Source organism: Isoptericola cucumis (genome assembly GCF_014635665.1).
GTDB lineage: Bacteria > Actinomycetota > Actinomycetes > Actinomycetales > Cellulomonadaceae > Isoptericola > Isoptericola cucumis.
On sequence record NZ_BMDG01000002.1, the window covers coordinates 39,876 to 57,044 of the forward strand.

The 17,169-nt window shown below is 73.3% G+C and carries 16 protein-coding genes; 9 read left to right on the forward strand and 7 right to left on the reverse strand.

Translation table 11 applies throughout. The annotated features are described in order from the left end of the window. Positions 1 to 10: 10 nt before the first annotated feature. A complete protein-coding gene (locus tag IEW03_RS02335) occupies positions 11 to 1,276 on the reverse strand; it encodes a hypothetical protein (RefSeq protein ID WP_188522056.1) in 1,266 nt (421 codons plus the stop codon). Positions 1,277 to 1,343: 67 nt separating this feature from the next. Between IEW03_RS02335 and IEW03_RS02340 the strand changes: the two genes are divergently transcribed. Further along, positions 1,344 to 1,820: a GNAT family N-acetyltransferase gene (locus IEW03_RS02340; RefSeq protein WP_188522057.1), complete on the forward strand. Its 477-nt coding sequence runs from the start codon at positions 1,344 to 1,346 to the stop codon at positions 1,818 to 1,820. 12 nt (positions 1,821 to 1,832) lie between these two features. Here IEW03_RS02340 and IEW03_RS02345 read toward each other — a convergent pair whose 3' ends face one another. Continuing rightward, positions 1,833 to 2,495 carry a DUF6226 family protein gene (locus IEW03_RS02345; RefSeq protein WP_188522058.1) on the reverse strand — a complete coding sequence of 221 codons (663 nt, stop codon included), beginning with the start codon at positions 2,493 to 2,495 and terminating at the stop codon, positions 1,833 to 1,835. Positions 2,496 to 2,523: 28 nt separating this feature from the next. Continuing rightward, positions 2,524 to 3,399, reverse strand: coding sequence for an SDR family oxidoreductase (locus tag IEW03_RS02350; protein ID WP_229737334.1), 876 nt, complete (start codon positions 3,397 to 3,399; stop codon positions 2,524 to 2,526). Between the two features lie 58 nt (positions 3,400 to 3,457). Between IEW03_RS02350 and IEW03_RS02355 the strand changes: the two genes are divergently transcribed. Next, on the forward strand, positions 3,458 to 4,120 hold the full coding sequence (locus IEW03_RS02355) for a histidine phosphatase family protein (RefSeq protein ID WP_188522060.1): 663 nt from the start codon (positions 3,458 to 3,460) through the stop codon (positions 4,118 to 4,120). A gap of 57 nt (positions 4,121 to 4,177) precedes the next feature. On the opposite strand, the gene IEW03_RS02360 is transcribed toward IEW03_RS02355, so the two are convergent. The 3 genes from IEW03_RS02360 to IEW03_RS02370 are packed head-to-tail and all read right to left on the reverse strand — an operon-like array spanning position 4,178 to position 9,218. Next, the gene (locus IEW03_RS02360) at positions 4,178 to 5,824 is read right to left on the reverse strand and encodes a GMC family oxidoreductase (RefSeq protein WP_188522061.1); all 1,647 of its coding nucleotides are present in this window, start codon (positions 5,822 to 5,824) and stop codon (positions 4,178 to 4,180) included. Then, positions 5,821 to 7,413 (reverse strand): AMP-binding protein, encoded by a 1,593-nt coding sequence (locus IEW03_RS02365; RefSeq protein ID WP_188522062.1) that lies wholly within the window; start codon positions 7,411 to 7,413, stop codon positions 5,821 to 5,823. Before IEW03_RS02365 ends, IEW03_RS02360 begins: the two co-directional genes overlap by 4 nt. A 47-nt stretch (positions 7,414 to 7,460) precedes the next feature. Next, positions 7,461 to 9,218, reverse strand: a complete 1,758-nt coding sequence (locus tag IEW03_RS02370; protein ID WP_188522063.1) for an aldehyde dehydrogenase family protein — start codon at positions 9,216 to 9,218, stop codon at positions 7,461 to 7,463. Positions 9,219 to 9,352: 134 nt separating this feature from the next. Here IEW03_RS02370 and IEW03_RS02375 point away from each other — a divergent pair, with 134 nt between their 5' ends. Next, complete coding sequence (locus IEW03_RS02375; protein ID WP_188522064.1) at positions 9,353 to 10,594, forward strand: PucR family transcriptional regulator; 1,242 nt, start codon at positions 9,353 to 9,355, stop codon at positions 10,592 to 10,594. A 128-nt stretch (positions 10,595 to 10,722) separates the two neighbouring features. Here the strand turns inward: IEW03_RS02375 and IEW03_RS02380 are convergent, their stop codons facing one another. Next, a complete protein-coding gene (locus IEW03_RS02380) occupies positions 10,723 to 11,160 on the reverse strand; it encodes a hypothetical protein (RefSeq protein WP_188522065.1) in 438 nt (145 codons plus the stop codon). A 248-nt stretch (positions 11,161 to 11,408) separates the two neighbouring features. On the opposite strand from IEW03_RS02380, the gene IEW03_RS02385 reads away from it, so the two are divergent. The 6 genes from IEW03_RS02385 (at position 11,409) to IEW03_RS02410 (ending at position 17,144) form a co-directional block, all read left to right on the forward strand. Continuing rightward, positions 11,409 to 12,338, forward strand: a complete 930-nt coding sequence (locus tag IEW03_RS02385) for a cold-shock protein (RefSeq protein ID WP_188522066.1) — start codon at positions 11,409 to 11,411, stop codon at positions 12,336 to 12,338. A 197-nt stretch (positions 12,339 to 12,535) separates the two neighbouring features. After that, complete coding sequence (gene dnaK / locus IEW03_RS02390; RefSeq protein WP_188522067.1) at positions 12,536 to 14,413, forward strand: molecular chaperone DnaK; 1,878 nt, start codon at positions 12,536 to 12,538, stop codon at positions 14,411 to 14,413. Next, complete coding sequence (gene grpE, locus IEW03_RS02395; RefSeq protein WP_188522068.1) at positions 14,410 to 15,036, forward strand: nucleotide exchange factor GrpE; 627 nt, start codon at positions 14,410 to 14,412, stop codon at positions 15,034 to 15,036. The genes dnaK and grpE overlap by 4 nt, the downstream gene beginning before the upstream one ends. A gap of 147 nt (positions 15,037 to 15,183) precedes the next feature. Continuing rightward, positions 15,184 to 16,188, forward strand: coding sequence for a DnaJ C-terminal domain-containing protein (locus tag IEW03_RS02400; RefSeq protein ID WP_188522069.1), 1,005 nt, complete (start codon positions 15,184 to 15,186; stop codon positions 16,186 to 16,188). Positions 16,189 to 16,214: 26 nt separating this feature from the next. Beyond that, positions 16,215 to 16,670 carry a heat shock protein transcriptional repressor HspR gene (locus tag IEW03_RS02405; RefSeq protein ID WP_188522070.1) on the forward strand — a complete coding sequence of 152 codons (456 nt, stop codon included), beginning with the start codon at positions 16,215 to 16,217 and terminating at the stop codon, positions 16,668 to 16,670. Positions 16,671 to 16,835: 165 nt separating this feature from the next. Then, on the forward strand, positions 16,836 to 17,144 hold the full coding sequence (locus IEW03_RS02410; RefSeq protein WP_188522071.1) for a DUF1540 domain-containing protein: 309 nt from the start codon (positions 16,836 to 16,838) through the stop codon (positions 17,142 to 17,144). Positions 17,145 to 17,169 lie beyond the last annotated feature (25 nt).

The following is a 17,169-nucleotide window of genomic DNA, read 5'->3' on the forward strand; positions in this document are numbered from 1 at the left end:
GCCCGCCCGCTCACTCGAAGAGCGGGCGGGTGCCGAGCTCGGAGCCGTCGGCGTCGTACCAGGTGAGCGTGGCGCCGTCCCACGGGCCTGCGTCGCGCTCGGCCTGGGTCCCTTCCGATCGGGCGAGGTCGGCGCCCCATGCGACCCAGTACCCGTCGACGAGGTCGGCCTCGATCCGGACGTCGGCGGTGGTCGTGACCGCGACCCGGGCGACGTCCTCGCCGGCCGCGCCGACCACCACCGCAGCCCGGCCGCCACCGCTGCCGGTGGCCGCCCGCACCGCGCCGGGTGCCGGATCGTCCGGTGGCAGCTCGCCGCTCAGCTCGACGAACGGTGTGTACGGCGCGTCGGCCTCCTGCACGCACATCGTGAACGAGCCACGTCCCGGGTCCGTGATCATCGTGACGCCGTGGTCGTCGCGCCGGGACTCGAGCACAGGTCGGTTGCCCTGGCCTCGCCATCCGGCGCTGCAGGCGTCGCGCCGGGCGTCGGCGAGCGCCCTGGAGTCCGAGTCGGTCTCCGTCGCGGCGTCGTCCCACGCGGCCTCGAGCGGCACCGAGCGCGGGATCCCGTTCGTGAGGTGCGAGACGAGCGTGAGCTCGGCGTCCTCGGGGAGCTCGCCGGGGCCGAAGAACGCGGACCAGTAGCCGTCGTCGGTCATCCGGGCCTCGACCTTGAGGCCGGACTCGCTGCTGTGCGGCCCGGGGCCGCCCTCGTCGGTCCACTCCGCCTCGACGTCGACCGCCTCGACGTCCTCGCCCGCCACGCCCCACAGCACCGGCCACCCGCCGAGCCCGGTGCCGCGGGGGAGGACCTCGTCCGGGCCGGGCGTGGCGGAGGTGTCCGTCCAGACCGTGGTGGTGTCCGGTCCGTCGCCGACGGCGCAGAACCCGGAGAGCCCGCCGTCCTCGGTGACGAGGAGCGTGAGGTCGGCCGTCGGCCACGACTCGTGCGCGATCGTGCGCCACGACAGGTCGGCGCCGAACCCCTCGGGTACCACCTCGTCCGTCAGCCGGTCCTCGCACGCCTCGGCCGGCGACGGGGGAAAGAACCGGGGCCCTTCCCGCGAGACCAGGAGCGCGCCGGCGGCGACCACGACGACCCCGGCGGCCGCCGCGGCGAGCGTGACCCGGCGGCGTCGGGAGCGCGGCCGCGGCGTGGTCGGGTCGCCGCCGTCCGCGCGCACCCGGTCGTCCACGAGCTCGATGACGTGCACACCGTCCCGGGGCCGGTCGCTCGGGCGGTCGGAGGAGACGTCGTCGTCGGGGGCGCTCACACCACACAGTGTCCGGCAGGCCGCAAATCCTGCGGTGCTGGACCGGTCACGGTGCCAGAGTGCACCCATGACGACGGTGACGCTGCGCCCGATGACCCCCGCCGAGTTCGAGGAGTGGCAGGAGCAGCTGGCGCAGGACTACGCACAGGAGCAGGTCGCGGCCGGCCGGTGGCCGCGCGAGGGCGCGGTGCAGCGCGCCCTCGACGAGAGCGCGGGCCTGCTGCCCCAGGGCCTGGACACGCCGCGCATGCTCGTCCTGCGGGGCCACGACGCCGACGGCGAGCCCGTCGGCCGTGCGTGGGTGGCTCTCGACAGCCCCCGCGGCATCCCGGGCGCCGCGTTCCTCTACGACATCGAGGTCGTCGAGGAGCGCCGGGGGCGCGGGTTCGGGCGGGCGCTCCTGGTGGCCGTGGAGGACGCCGCCCGGCAGGCGGGTGCGACCACGCTGGAGCTGAACGTCTTCGGGCAGAACCGCACCGCCGTCGCCCTCTACGACTCGGCGGGCTACGACGTCGTCACGCAGCAGATGCGCAAGACGCTCTGACGTCGCGGGAGGTCAGGCCAGCCAGCCGTGGCCGACCAGTGCCTCGCAAGCGCGGGGGAGCCGCGCCTGCTCGCCCGCGGCGAGCCGCCGGCCCAGCCGCATGAGGGAGCTGAAGTCGGGGCCGGCGGTGCCGTCGGCCGACATCTCGCCGCCGTCGGGGTACCAGACGGCCGACCAGCGGCGCGCCCGCAGCAGCACGATCGGGCCGCCCACGACGTGGCCGATCGCCTCGTCGACGGCGTCGAGCAGCTCGGCGGAGCCGAAGTCGCAGGCGTCGCAGCCGCAGTCGGGCCGGTCGTCCAGCACCACGTCCGGGCGCTCGACGGCGACCCGCAGCGTCGCGGGGACGTCCTCACCGTCGATGCGGCGCCGGTCCGACTCCAGGAGCAGCAGCGCCAGCGTGCCGGGTCGTGACGACGCGAGCCGCACCCCGCGGTCGGCCGTGCCGAGGGACGCCGCGTCGACGTCGTCGACCGTCACGTCCGGGAGCGCGCCGAGCACCTGCGCCCACGCCCGCGCCCGGGCGTGCAGGACGTCGTACCGTTCCACGTCCGTGACGCGCGAGTACTCCTCGTCCCGCGGCTCCGCGTCGTCCGGGTGCGGGTTCGGCCACGTCGGCAGGCCGAGGGCGTCGTAGGCCGCGACGGTCCGCGCGGTCAGCTCGTCGAGTCTCACCTGCGCGACCGTAGCGCCGCGGACGGCGTCACCGCAGGGAGAATCCGCCGTCGGTCGTGAGCACGCGCCCGACCGTCCAGGAGCCCTCCGGCCCGACGAGCCAGCCGATGAGCCGCGCGGGGTCGGCAGGCTCGCCCCAGCGCCCGAAGGGCAGGGCGTCGCGGATCTCGTCGAGCTCGGCGAGCGAGCGGTCGGTGGTCTCCGGGTCGAGGTAGCCGGTGTTGACCGGTCCGGGGTTGACCGTGTTGAGGACGACGCCGAGCTCGAGGAGCTCGGCGGCGACCGTCGCCGTGACGCCCGCCAGCGCCGCCTTCGAGGTGGCGTAGGCGACCTCGCCGCGCATGGGCCCGCCCTCCTGGCCGGACGTCATCCACACGACCTTCGGCGCCGTGGCGGCGTCGTGCGGCCCGGTGCGCCGCAGCCGGTCGCCGGGCCGGGCCGCGGCCTCGGGCTCCTGCCGGAACTGCTCGGCGAACCGCCGCGTGAGCAGCAGCGTGGACCGCGTGTTCGTCTCCCAGAACGCGTCCAGCGCGGCGGCGGACATGTCGAGGATCGACCCGTCGCCGCCGCTGCGGGCGTGGTTGCACACCAGGACGTCGACGCTCCCGGTCAGCGCGCGGGCCGCGTCGAAGAGGCCGTCGAGCTGCGCCGGGTCCCGCAGGTCCGCGCTGGCGTCCCCGGCGACGGCGCCGGGCCCCAGCGACGCCCGGACGCCGGCGCGCACGGCGTCGAGGTCGTCGGCGCCCCACGGCCGGTCGGCGTCGTGCGGGGCGTAGTGGTGGGTGAAGACGCTCGCGCCCCGCGACGCCAGCTCGCACGCCACGGCGTAGCCGATGCCGCGGCGTCGTGAGACGCCCGTGACGAGCGCGGTGCGGCCGGCGAGCGGAAGGTCGTCGTGGGACACGGTGGGCACGATACCGATCGCCGGCCGGAGCACGCGGGATCTCTGGAACCCTGGGGGCATGCGACTCCTCCTGCTGCGACACGGTCAGACCCCGGCGAACGTGGCGGGCCTGCTCGACACCGGCGCACCCGGACCCGTGCTGACGGACTTCGGGGAGCGTCAGGCCCGGGCCGTCCCGCTCGCGCTGCAGGACCGGCGGATCGGCGCGCTGGCGGTCTCGTCCCTCGTCCGGACGTCGCTCACCGTCGCGCCGCTGGCGCTGGACCGCGACCTCGAGCCGATCGTGCTCGGCGGACTGCGCGAGGTCGAGGCCGGCGACCTGGAGAAGTCGGCCGCGCACGCCGACCACCACGTCTACCTGGAGACGGTGTTCGGCTGGGCGCGCGGCGACCGCGACCGCCGCCTGCCCGGCGGCCCGGACGGGCACGAGTTCCTGACCCGCTTCGACCGGTCCGTCGCGCGCCTCGCCGCGCTCGGGGAGGACACCGTCCTGGCGGTGTCCCACGGCGCCGCGATCCGCTCGTGGGCAAGCGCGCACGTCCAAGGCCTCGACGTCGACGAGGTCGAGCACACCCCCCTGGCCAACACCGGGCTCATCGAGATCGACGGCGACCCCGCCTCCGGCTGGCACCTGGTCGACTGGGTGCACGAGCCGGTCGGCGGGCTGCACCTCGAGCCCGTCGCCGCGAACGACCCCACCGGCGAGCCCGTGGACGAGTAGGGCCTCGTCCATGGGCTCGGCCGGCGGTCCGTCACCGCTGGGTCCTTCGCGACGACGCTACGTCTCGGCCGCCACGCGGTGGCGGGGGACGTCGGCCCCGACGAGCAGGTCGGCGGCCTTCTCCCCGATGACGATGGAAGGGGCGTTGGTGTGGCCGCGGATGATCGTCGGCATGATCGAGGCGTCGGCCACGCGCAGGCCGGAGACGCCGCGCACGCGCAGCTCCTCGTCGACCACCGAGCCGGCGTCGGAGCCCATGCGCGCCGTCCCCACCGGGTGGTAGAGCGTGTGCGCGTGGTCGACGAGGGCGATCTCGTCGCGTCGCGCGCGCGTCAGCTGCTCGCCGCCCGCAGGCTGCACGAACGTCCCCTTCGTCACGGCCCGCAGCGCGGGCGCCACCAGCATCTCCTCGCAGACGGCCAGGCCGGCCAGGAGCGCGGCGCGGTCCTTCCCCTCCGGGTCGCTCAGGTAGCGCGGGTCGATGAGCGGCTTCTCGAGCGGGTCCGCGCTCGCGAGCGAGATCGTGCCCGTGCTCTCGGGCTGCACGAGGATCGCACCGAGCGTGAGCGCGTGCCCGTCGTGGGAGATCAGGCCCTCGCCGATGAACCCGACCGGCGCGAAGATCAGCTCGAGGTCGGGCAGCCCGACGGACGGGTCGGACGACACGAACCCGTACGCCTCGCCGACGTTGGACGTCAGCAGCCCGCGCTTGCGGGCGAGGTACTGCACGAGCTGGCGCGGCTTCTCGGCACCGAACAGCGTGCCGTCGTCCGCCTCGATCGCCAGCACCGCCATGAGATGGTCACGCAGGTTCTTGCCGACCTCGGGGCTGTGCGCGACGACGGGGATACCGAGGTCGGCGAGCTCGTCGTGGTCGCCGATACCCGACAGCAGGAGCAGCTGCGGCGTGTTGACGGCACCGCCCGACAGGACGACCTCCCGGCGCGCGTGCGCCGTCCTCGTCACCCCGCGCTGCACGTACTCGACACCGGTCGCCGTCCTGCCGTCGAACACGACTCGCGTGGCCTGGGCGTCGGTCACGACCGTGAGGTTGGCGCGCTTGCGGGCCGGCTTGAGGTACGCGTCGGCGGTGCTGAACCGCGAGCCGCCGTGCTGACTGACCTGCGTGCGGCTGAATCCGCGCTGGTCACGGCCGTTGCCGGGCACCACCGGCATCCCGATCTGCTCGGCCGCCTTCAGGTACGCCTGCGTGTGCGGGCTCGGGCTGCGCTGGTCGTTCACGTGACAGGTGCCCCCGCGCCACGTCTCGTCGTCGTTGTCCCGCACGACGGCGGGCGCGACGCGCTCGACCCGCTCGAAGTAGGGCCGCAGCCCTGCCCACGACCAGCTCGCCCCCGCTGCCTCGCCCCACGCGTCGTAGTCCTCGGGGAACCCGCGCACCCACATCATCGCGTTGATCGACGAGCTGCCGCCGAGCACCCGGCCGCGCGGCCAGAAGACGCGCCGCCCGCCGAGATGCTCCTGCGGCTCGGTGTCGTAGTCCCAGTCGACGTCGGAGCGGAAGAGCTTCGAGAACGCCGCCGGGACGTGGATCTCCGTCTTCGTGTCGCGCGGGCCGGCCTCCAGGAGAAGGACGCTCACCGTCGGGTCGGCGCTGAGCCGGCCCGCGAGCGCCGCACCGGCGGACCCGGCGCCGACGACGACATAGTCGTGGGTCTGCGCGGACCGGTCCTGCCGGCTCATGCCTGCACCCCGGTCAGGTCGCGCAGGTCCTTGCGCAGGATCTTGCCGCTCGCGGACTTCGGCACGACGTCGATGAACACGACCTCGCGCACCTTCTTGTACGGGGCGACGTGCTCGGCGACGAACACGACGACGTCGTCGGCCGTCAGGTCGACGCCCTCCTGCGTCACGACGAAGGCCTTGGGCACCTCCTCGCCCTCGGCGTCGCGGGATGCGACGACCGCGGTGTCGGCGATGCCGGGGTGGGTGAGCAGCAGCGACTCGAGCTCCGCCGGGGCGACCTGGTAGCCCTTGTACTTGATGAGCTCCTTGAGCCGGTCGACGACGGTGACGACGCCGTCCGGCGTCGCGGTGACGATGTCGCCCGTGTGCAGCCAGCCGTCGGCGTCGAGGGTGTCCGCCGTCGCCTCGGGGTTCGCGAGGTAGCCGACCATGACGTTCGGTCCCCGGACGAGGAGCTCCCCGGGGTCGCTGACGCCGGACGCGGGCAGCGGGACCTCCGCGCCCGTGGCGGGGTCGACGATCATGCACTCGACGTTCGGGACCGGGAAGCCGACGCTCGACAGCGGCACGTCGTCGGCGGTCACCGGGATGAGGAGCGCGACCGGGCTGGTCTCCGTCATCCCGTAGCCCTGCCGCACCACGCAGCCGAGCCGGCGGGCGACGGCACCGCCGATCTCGCCGTCGAGAGGGGCGGCGCCCGAGATGACGACGCGGACGCTCGACAGGTCGTACCGGTCGACGAGCGGGTGCTTCGCGAGCGCGACGGCGATCGGCGGGGCGATGAACAGGTGCGTGCACCTCTCGTCCTGCGTGATGCGCAGGAACTCGCCGAGGTCGAAGCGGGGCATCGTGACGAGCGCCGCCCGGTTGTACATCGCGAGGTTGAGCAGCACGGTCATGCCGTAGATGTGGAAGAACGGCAGCACCGCGAGGACGCGGTCCTGCGGGGAGACGCCGATCATCCCGTCGGACTGGACCACGTTGGCCACGAGGTTGCGGTGCGTCAGCATGACGCCCTTGGAGCGACCGGTCGTGCCCGACGAGTACGGCAGCACCGCGAGGTGGGTCGCGGGGTAGATCGTGACGTCCGGCGCGGGGAGCCCTTCGGCGAGCAGGTCGTGCAGCGACTCGTGCCCGTCGGCGCCGTCGAGCACGACGACGCGGTCTGCGGGCAGGCCGGCCGCGTCGGCACCCGCCGTGGCCGCCGCCAGGAGCGGTGACACCGTGACGAGCAGTGTCGCGCCGGAGTCGGCGAGCTGGCGGGCGACGTCCTCGCCCGTCGCGAGCGCGTTGACGGTCGTCGCGGTCGCGCCGGCGCGCAGGATGCCGTGGAAAGCCGCGGCGAACGCGGGCACGTTCGGCGAGTGCAGCGCGACGACGTCGCCCGGCCGGACGCCGCGGGCCGCGAGCGCCCCGGCGACGGCGTCGACCTGGCCACGCAGGGCGCCGTAGGTCGTGACGGCCCCGGACGGGCCGTCGACCGTCGCGGGACGCTCCAGCTCGGCGCCGGAAAGGCCGGCGAACAGAAGGTCGTAGAGCGTGACGTCGGGGATCTCGACGTCGGGCAGCGGGCTGCGGAAGGGCATGGCGTCTCCTTTGACGATGGCCGTGCGGGACGGGCTGGCGGATGGAGTCAGGCGCGGAACGCCGCTGCGAAGACGGACGGCATCCGGAGCCAGCCGGGCCTCGCCGCGAACGCCGTCAGACGACGGCCGGTCGTCGCCGCGCTGCGGGCCGTCACGAACCACGGCGGCTTCGGGAACAGGGCGAGCTCGCCGTGGGCGACCGACCGCGGGAACGGCCGGAACGGGCCGGTCACGACGGTGCGCTCGGCGGCGTCGATCAGCAACGCGTTGTGCACGACGCCGCGGCCGCTCTGGATGTCGTCGAGCGGGTGACCGGGGAACGCGCCCCACGGGGCGGTCGCGGTCAGATAGCCGACCCCGGTCCACGCGTTGATGCCGATGGTGCCGTAGCGCAGGGCCGCGACCGCCTTCCGGAAGCCGGCTCCGAGGGCCTTGCGGTCCTTCGGGGCGACGACGACGTTCGCGCCGAGCGTGCCGACCAGGTCGCGGTTGGCCTTCTCAACCGCGGCGTCGAGGAACGCCTGGCCGGTACCGGGGAGCTCGACGACGCCGAGGACGGGGGCGAAGTACTCCGTGCGCTCGAGGGCGGTCGCGTCCCCGCCGTCGGCGAGCTCGACGAGCACCCGGCAGCCGTCGTCGCCCAGCCGGACGGCGTCGGGGTAGGACTCGGTCGCCGAGGCGATCCGGCCGTCGCTGCCGGGGTACCACGCCGGCCTGGCGGGGGCGCGGTCGAGAGCCTCGCGCAGCGCGGCGAGGAACGCGTCCTTGTGCTTCCAGTCCGAGCTGACCATGACGACCTGGCCGGCGATGCAGTTGTACCCGCCGTTGTGCAGTCGCATGGTCGCGACGTGCTCGGCCTGGTAGCGCAGGTCCCGCTCGGACCAGTCACCGGGGACCACGATGACCGGCGCGACGCCGCCGAGCTCGCTCGTGATCTCCTTGTCGAGGAGCGGGCTGTTCTCGGCCTTGCGTGCGCGGCCGTCGTCACCAGGTCCGTAGACGACGGCGTCGTGCGTGACCGCGCTGCCGGTGATGTGCACGTGCGCGATCCCGGGGTGGTGCGCGAGGTAGGCGCCCGCCTCGGCACCGCCGCGCACGATGCGCAGGACGCCTGCCTCGATCAGCGGGGCGAGCGCCGCCGCCAGGACGGGCTCGAGGTCGTCCGTCGTCGGGTTGAGCTTGAGCAGGACGACCCGGTTGTGCGCCACGAGCTCGTAGGCGACGTCGAGCGGCGCGATCGAGGTGATGTTGCCCGCGCCGAGCACGAGCGCGACGCCCTTCGTCCTGCTCGGGTGGTGCTGGGCGAGCCCGGCGTGTGAGGTCGCCGTCGACGCCGCGACGCCCGGTCGCAGCCACACCTCCGCGCGGAAGCCGTGCAGCAGGATCGACTCGTGGGCGCTGTGCGGCAGCACACGCACCGTCGCCCGCCCGCCGGGCGCGGTGCCGAACCTGGCACCGTCGAGCGGGCTCGTGCCGGCGGCGAGCGCCGCGAGCGAGCGGGCGAGCTGCCCGAAGCCCGTCAGCGCCGGGTACGGGCCCGAGATCCACTCCTCGCCCATGAGGGGCGAGCCCGGGTCGAGGCCCTTGATCCTGCCGGCGGTCGTCGCCCACCGCTCCGCGGACGCGGCGATCGCCGCGTGCGTGCGTTCGAGGAGGGCGGCCCGCCCGGCGAGGGGCGTCGCTGCCCAGCGCCGCTCGCCCGCCGTCAGCTCCTCGATCGTCGCGTCGAGGGCGGCGCGCTCGACGCTGCTCAGGGTCGTGTGGTCGGCCGCGGCCGACGGCGATGCGCTCGCGATGGTGGTCATGGATCTCCTTCGATCGTGTACCGAGTCTCTGCTCTCGAAGGGCTGGACCTCCATGGGCGGGCGCCCGCAGTTGCCGGGTGATGTTTGTGCAGCAGCACAAGTCGCTGGGGTGGTCGGCGTGTAGCCTGGCGAGCATGACGATCCACGAGGACGTGGCCGTGGCGGGAGCCGCCCCCCACCCGCCCGTCGCCGTCCTGTTCCACGAGCTCCTCGGGTCCGTGCACAAGGTCACCGATCAGGTCGTCGCCCAGATCCTGGCGGGCGAGCACGCGTACGTCGAGGCCGCGATCCCCGACGGTGCACTCCACCGCATCGTCGAGGTCAACATCGAGGCGCTGCTCCGCAGCATGAGCGGCGAACCGGACGACCTCGAGCCCGCGCACGACGCCGGCCGTCTCAAGGCCGGGTACGGCGTCCCCCTCGCGAGCCTGCTGCACGCCTACCGCCTGGCCGGGCTGGCCCTGTGGGACGAGATGGTCACGCGCGCCGCGTCCCGGCACCGCTCGGAGGAGCTGCTGCTCGTCTCGTCCGAGGTCTGGGGCATCATCGACCGCTTCTCGAACGTCGCCGCGGACGCCTACCGCGAGGTCGTCGACGAGCGTGACCGCCGCAGTGAGCACGCACGCAGTCTGATGCTCGTGGCGCTCCTGGACGCCGACACCCCGCAGCGCGAGGCCTCGGGGATCCTGCGCACGCTCGGGCTCGCCGAGCAGGGCCGGTACCTCGTCGTGTCCGCCGAGCTCGACGCGTCCGGCGACGACCCGCTGCCCGGCGTGGACGCACGTCTGCGCCACCGCGGGGTCCGGTCCACCTGGTCGGCCTGGGGGGCCGAGCGCGTGGGGGTGGTCGCGTGCCGCGACGACCAGGAGGTCGCCGGCGCCGTGCGGTCCGTGGAGGCGTCCGCGACCGCGCGGGTCGGGATCTCCGGCGAGATCCGGTCCGTCGCCGACATCTCGCGCGGCCTGCGCGAGGCGCGTCTGGCGCTGGAGTGCGTCGCCAGGGGCAGTACCGGAGCGCATGCGTACGGCACGGCGCCCATGGACGTCCTCCTGGTCACGCAGCCGGAACAGGCCGCCGAGCTGCGATCGACCGTGCTCGGCGCCCTGGCCGGCTCCTCCGACGGCGATCACCTGCTCGACACGCTCGAGGCGTGGTTCCGTGCCGACGGGTCGACGGCCGAGGCCGCCCGGATGCTCCACTGCCACCGCAACACCGTCGGCTACCGCCTCGGGCGGGTCGAAGCCCTGACCGGACGCTCCGTCGCCCGCCCCGCCCAGGCTGCCGAGCTGTACGCCGCGCTGCGGACCACCCGGCTCGTCGCCGACGGCGCGGCGCGGGTCCTCGCGCGACCGTCGGCGTCCGCCGCCGTGCCGTAGTCCGGGCCGCGTCACGCAGCCGGGCTTGTCGGTGGCCGCCTCCAGCCCACGGTCAGGTCGCCCACGGTCCGGTCATGGTGTTGCGGTGATGTCTCGCGGGACGCCCTCCGGGGCGCCACGGCAGACCGTCACTTCTTGGCCGAGCGTGACTCGGAGACCACCACGACGATGGGCACGGTCACCAGGAGAACGACAAGGAGCACGGGTGACAGCACCAGCACGACGACCCCTGCGGCCACGATGGCGACCTTGACCGGGGTGCTGCTGCCGGCCCACGCGCCCTTGACTGCGGCCCAGACCGGGTTGCTGCCCTCGATGCCTGCCTGCACGCCCCGTACACCGGCCTGTTGCTTGGCGTCGCCGCCCTCGGCGACGTCGTCGGCGACCTTCTCCACCGCGTCCGGCCGAGCTGTCGAGCCGCCTGCGGCGACATCGTCGAGCTTGTTGCTCCAGTCGTCAACCTTTGCCGCCACGACACCGAGGGCGGCGTTGACGACGTCGCTGAACGCGCCGCCGAGGCTGGTCGGTGGGGTGGCGGCGGCCCGGACCCCGTTGCTGGTCGTCATCTTGCGGTCCCTCCTGCTCGGTCCAACCGTGCCCCGTGGCACGGCCCCCATGCTCGAGGATCCCCCCGAGGTGGGGTGCTCGCTCTGGTGGGCCGGCGCCATCTCCTGACCGCGCAGCGGGCCAGGTCGGGCGGATGCCGGTCGCTCCCGCCGAGGTCGAGCGTGTGTATGAGACGCCGGAGACGGCTGGACCCACCCGTCTGCGGGACACTGGGGGTAGCAATGTCTGCAGATTTGAGGAGTCCTAGGTGCCCCAGGGAACTGTCCGATGGTTCGACGCCGACCGAGGGTTCGGCTTCATCGACCTCGGGAACGATGCCGAGGACCTGTTCGTGCACGCGTCCGAGATCGTCGGCGACGACGGGCCGAAGCAGCTCCGCGAGGGGCAGGCCGTCGAGTTCGAGGTGGGCGAGGGCGACCGCGGCCCGCAGGCGCGCCGCGTCCGCGTCACGGGCGACCGGGCCGCCGACGCGCCCGTGGGCGTGCTCGGCACCGTGGCCTGGTACGAGCCGGCCAAGGGCTACGGCTTCGTCACGCCCGACGACGGTCGCGCCGAGATCTTCGTGCACAGCTCGGCCGTCGTCACCGGCGGGGTGATCGTGGAGGGCCAGCGCGTGGCGTTCCTCGTCGTGCCCGGGGAGAAGGGGCCGCAGGCGGACCACCTGCTGCCGCTCGGCGCGGAGGCCGCGCAGTCGGCGTCGGACGGCGCGGACGGCACGGTGTCCTGGTACGACGACACCAAGGGCTTCGGGTTCATCGCCCCGGACGGTGGCGGCGACGACGTCTTCGTCCACGTCAAGGCGCTCGCCGGGGGACTGACCGAGCTCGCCGAGGGCGCACGCGTGACGTACGACGTCGTCGACGGCGACAAGGGGCCGAACGCCCGCCACGTGCAGCTCGTGCGCGGCTCCGGCAGTGCGCGCGCCGCCACGGACCGCGGCCGGTCGAGCCGCCCCGCGGCGTCCGGCGGGCCCGTGCGCGGGGGTGAGGGCACCGTCGCGCGCTACGACGCCGACCGCGGCTTCGGCTTCATCACGCCCGACGCCGGGGGCGCGGACCTGTTCGTGCACGTGTCGGTCGTGCGGGGCGCCGAGGTCCTCGAGGAGGGCGACCGGGTCCGCTTCAAGGTGCGTCAGAGCGACCGCGGGCCGCAGGCCGACGGCGTCGAGCTGGTGTGAGGGACGCTGTTCGCTCAGGGCGAACAGGGTCGCTGCCCAGCAGGAATATCCGTGCCCCGAGCAAGGTTGAGTGAGACAGACTCAACTTTGGCCGCTGCGGTTTGCGTGCACCGACCGAGCGACCTACCTTGAGTGCAGACGACTCAACCTCTGCTCCCACCCGGGAGCGGGACGCACACGTACGGAGGCAAGCACACATGGCTCGAGCAGTCGGTATCGACCTCGGAACCACCAACTCGGTGGTCACCGTCCTGGAGGGCGGGGAGCCCACCGTCATCGCGAACGCGGAGGGCTCGCGCACCACGCCGTCCGTCGTCGCGTTCAGCAAGACCGGCGAGGTGCTCGTCGGTGAGGTGGCCAAGCGCCAGGCCGTCACCAACGTCGACCGCACCATCAGCTCCGTCAAGCGCCACATGGGCACGGACTGGTCGGTCGAGATCGACGACAAGAAGTACACCGCGCAGGAGATCTCGGCGCGCATCCTGGGCAAGCTGAAGCGCGACGCCGAGGAGTACCTGGGCGAGCCCGTCACCGACGCGGTCATCACCGTCCCGGCGTACTTCAACGACGCCGAGCGCCAGGCGACCAAGGATGCCGGCCAGATCGCCGGTCTGAAGGTCTCCCGCATCGTCAACGAGCCCACCGCGGCGGCCCTGGCCTACGGCCTGGAGAAGGGCAAGGAGGACGAGCTGATCCTCGTCTTCGACCTCGGTGGCGGCACGTTCGACGTCTCCCTGCTCGAGGTGGGCAAGGACGAGGACGACTTCTCCACGATCCAGGTGCGCGCGACGTCCGGCGACAACCGCCTCGGCGGTGACGACTGGGACCAGCGCATCGTCGAGCACCTCATCAAGCAGGTGAAGAACAACGAGGGCGTCGACCTGTCCAAGGACAAGATCGCGCTGCAGCGTCTGCGCGAGGCCGCGGAGCAGGCCAAGAAGGAGCTCTCGTCCGCGACGAGCACCAACGTCTCGATGCAGTACCTGTCGATGAGCGAGAACGGCCCCATCCACCTGGACGAGAAGCTCACGCGGGCGCAGTTCCAGCAGATGACGCAGGACCTCATCGACCGCACCAAGGAGCCCTTCCACGCCGTCATCCGTGACGCCGGCATCTCCGTGTCGGACATCGACCACGTCGTGCTCGTGGGTGGTTCCACCCGCATGCCGGCCGTGACCGAGGTCGTCAAGGAGCTCACCGGTGGCAAGGAGCCCAACAAGGGCGTCAACCCGGACGAGGTCGTCGCCGTCGGCGCGGCCCTGCAGGCCGGTGTCATCGGCGGTGAGCGCAAGGACATCCTGCTCATCGACGTCACCCCGCTGTCCCTCGGCATCGAGACCAAGGGCGGCGTGATGACCAAGCTCATCGAGCGCAACACGGCCATCCCGACCAAGCGCAGCGAGATCTTCTCCACGGCGGAGGACAACCAGCCGTCCGTGGCGATCCAGGTCTTCCAGGGCGAGCGCGAGTTCACCCGCGACAACAAGCCGCTGGGCACGTTCGAGCTCACCGGTATCGCCCCGGCGCCGCGCGGCATGCCGCAGATCGAGGTCACGTTCGACATCGACGCGAACGGCATCGTGCACGTGTCCGCCAAGGACCGTGGCACGGGCACCGAGCAGTCGATGAAGATCACCGGCGGCTCCGCCCTTCCCAAGGAGGACATCGACCGCATGGTCAAGGACGCCGAGGAGCACGCGGCCGAGGACAAGCAGCGCCGTGAGGAGGCCGAGACCCGCAACCAGGCGGAGGCCTTCGCCTACTCGATGGAGAAGCAGATCGCGGACAACCGCGACAAGCTCCCCGCCGAGGTCGTGACCGAGGTCGAGGCCGACATCGCCGGCGTCAAGACCGCCCTGGAGGGCGAGGACGCCGACGCCGTGAAGACCGCGTACGAGAAGCTCGGCGCGTCCTCGCAGAAGATCGGCGAGGCGCTGTACGCGTCCGAGCAGGCGGGTGCCGGCGCCGCCGGCGAGGCCCCGCAGGGCGACGCCGGTGCTGCGGGCGGCTCCTCGTCCGCCGACGAGGACGTCGTCGACGCCGAGATCGTCGACGACGAGGACGAGCGCAAGTGACGGGCCAGGACCCGCAGGCCCCCGAGCCCGACGAGGGCTCGGGGGGCGCCCCGTTCGAGTTCCGGGACAAGCGCAAGGTCGACCCGGCGACGGGCGAGGCTCGCCCGGCCGAGGACGCGCAGGACGCCGCCGCCGGCGGTGACCCGCTGGACGCGCTCGACTTCGAGCCGACCGGTGAGGCCGCCGAGAGCGCGGAGGTCCTCGCGGCCAAGGCCGAGGCGGCCCAGCACCTGGACGCCCTGCAGCGGGAGCGTGCGTCGTTCACGAACTACCGCAACCGGTCGCTGCGTGACCAGGAGGTCGCGCGGACCCAGGGCATGCAGGACGTCCTCGTCGGCCTGCTGCCGGTGCTCGACGACGTCGAGCGCGCCAAGCAGCACGGCGAGCTGGGCGGCCCGATGGCGGCCATCGCGGAGAAGCTCGACGCGACGCTCGCCAAGTTCGGCATCGAGCGGTTCGGCCAGGTCGGGGAGGAGTTCGACCCGACCGTGCACGACGCGCTCATGCACTCCACGGAGGCGGACGCCACGGCCACGACGGTGAACCTCGTCGTCGAGCCCGGCTACCGCATCGGTGAGAAGGTGGTCCGCGCCGCCCGGGTGGGCGTCGTCGGCCCCGAGTAGCACCCGCTCCACCCGCCCTCGAGAACGGGATCCCTCGCGTCATCGGCATCGTTGCCGCGGGGGATCCCGTTCTCGAAGGGCAGGTGCAGGGCGGCCTGACGACGACGAGGATGATGAGATCACGAGCATGACCAGGAAGGGGGCGTCGTGACCGGTCAGGACTGGATCGAGAAGGACTTCTACGCCGCGCTCGGTGTCCCCAAGGACGCGGACGACGCGGCCGTCAAGAAGGCCTACCGCAAGCTCGCCCGCAAGTACCACCCGGACCAGAACCCGGGCGACGCGGCGGCCGAGGCGAAGTTCAAGGAGATCGGCGAGGCCTACGCGGTGCTCTCCGACCCCGAGCAGCGCCAGCAGTACGACGCCGTGCGGACGATGGCCGGCGGGGGCGCGCGGTTCGCCGCGGGCCCCGGTGGCGGCGGCAACGGCTTCGAGGACGTGTTCGGCTCGATGTTCGGCGGCGGCGCCGGCCCCAACGTGCGCTACAGCCAGGCGGGCTACGGCGGTGCGGGCGGCGGCTTCGAGGACATCCTCAGCCAGATGCTCGGCGGCCAGGGCGGGGCGCGCACCGGCCGCCCCGCGGGCTTCGGCGCACCGCCCCAGCAGCGCGGTGCCGACGTCGCGGCGCGCGCCTCGCTGCCGTTCCGGACGGCGGTCGAGGGCTCGACGGTCGACCTCACGGTCGACGGTCGCAAGCTCACCGTGCGCATCCCCGCGGGCGTGAACGACGGCCAGAAGATCAAGATCCCCGGCCGCGGGCGCCCGGGGGTCGGCGGCGGCCCGGCCGGCGACCTCGTCGTGACGGTCCACGTCGAGCCGCACCCCGTGTACACGCTCGACGGCGCCGACCTGCGGATGACCGTGCCGGTGACGTTCGGCGAGGCGGCGCTGGGCACCACGATCGAGGTGCCCACGATCGACGGCAAGCACGTGCGGGTCAAGGTGCCGTCGGGCACGCCGTCCGGGCGGGTGCTGCGGGTCAAGGGCCGGGGCATCGCGACCAAGAAGGGCGCCGGCGACCTGCTCGTCACCGTGCAGGTGGTCGTGCCGCAGAAGCTGACCAAGCAGGCGAAGGAAGCGCTCGAGGCGTTCACGGCCGCGAGCGACCACGACGACGTGCGCGCCGACCTCGCGCGCCGCGCCGCGCAGTAGCCGGGACGCGGCAGGGAAGGAGGGGCATGACCCACGACGACGCACCGGTGCTGACGGTCTCGCAGGCCGCCCAGCTCGCGGGCATGCACCCTCAGACCCTGCGCCAGTACGACCGGCTCGGGCTGGTCACGCCCCGGCGGACCGTCGGGCGCGGGCGTCGGTACTCGCGGCGCGACGTCGCCCGGCTGCTCGAGGTGCAGCGGCTCGCCCAGGGCGAGGGCATCAACCTCGCCGGCATCAAGCGGATCCTCGACCTCGAGCAGCACGTCACGACGCTGGAGCACCGGCTCGCGGAGCTCATTGCCGTCCTCACCGAGCGTGAGCAGGCGGACGAGCGCGTCTTCGCCGCCGCCACCACGGGTGACGTGGTGGCCGTCCCGCGCGGGCGCCGGGTGCGCCGCACGGAGGTGCTGGTCGACGTCGAGAGGCAGCACTCCAGCGGCGCGCTCGTGCTGTGGCGCCCGTCGCCCCGCCGCGACTGACGTATTTCCGCAACGTCATTCTTCCCGATATCGCGCACTATTCGGTAAGGCTTGCCTGAGCGAATTCGATGTCGATCTCGGTGCGCATTCCCTAGGCATGTCGCGGTGCGAGGAATACTCTCGAGAAGGAGCGCCGACGGGGGCGCCCGACGAGGGGAGAGCGCGATGAGCACCCTGATGGAGATGCCCGAGGTCGCCGAGTGCTCGGTCGACGGCTGCGGCTACAACCACGACCACGGCTGCCACGCCGGCGCCGTCACGATCGCGGGGCACACGGGCGACGCGGCGTGCGCCACGTTCATCCCGCTCAGCGCCAAGGGCGGCCTGGAGAAGGTCGTCGCGCACGTCGGCGCCTGCCAGCGCGGCGAGTGCGTCCACAACGAGCACCTCGAGTGCGCGGCCGCCGCCATCCGCGTCGGGCCCGGCCCCGACGACGCGGGCCACGCCGACTGCCTCACCTTCGCCCCTCGCTGAGCCTCGCCCGCGCTGAGCCTCCGCA

Bases quoted from the DNA above. Each gene is read 5' to 3' on its own strand.
- IEW03_RS02340 (WP_188522057.1), top strand. From the start codon at position 1,344: ATGACGACGGTGACGCTGCGCCCGATGACCCCCGCCGAGTTCGAGGAG.
- IEW03_RS02355 (WP_188522060.1), top strand. From the start codon at position 3,458: ATGCGACTCCTCCTGCTGCGACACGGTCAGACCCCGGCGAACGTGGCG.
- IEW03_RS02360 (WP_188522061.1), bottom strand. From the start codon at position 5,824: ATGAGCCGGCAGGACCGGTCCGCGCAGACCCACGACTATGTCGTCGTC.
- IEW03_RS02365 (WP_188522062.1), bottom strand. From the start codon at position 7,413: ATGCCCTTCCGCAGCCCGCTGCCCGACGTCGAGATCCCCGACGTCACG.
- IEW03_RS02370 (WP_188522063.1), bottom strand. From the start codon at position 9,218: ATGACCACCATCGCGAGCGCATCGCCGTCGGCCGCGGCCGACCACACG.
- IEW03_RS02375 (WP_188522064.1), top strand. From the start codon at position 9,353: ATGACGATCCACGAGGACGTGGCCGTGGCGGGAGCCGCCCCCCACCCG.
- IEW03_RS02380 (WP_188522065.1), bottom strand. From the start codon at position 11,160: ATGACGACCAGCAACGGGGTCCGGGCCGCCGCCACCCCACCGACCAGC.
- dnaK (WP_188522067.1), top strand. From the start codon at position 12,536: ATGGCTCGAGCAGTCGGTATCGACCTCGGAACCACCAACTCGGTGGTC.
- IEW03_RS02405 (WP_188522070.1), top strand. From the start codon at position 16,215: ATGACCCACGACGACGCACCGGTGCTGACGGTCTCGCAGGCCGCCCAG.
- IEW03_RS02410 (WP_188522071.1), top strand. From the start codon at position 16,836: ATGAGCACCCTGATGGAGATGCCCGAGGTCGCCGAGTGCTCGGTCGAC.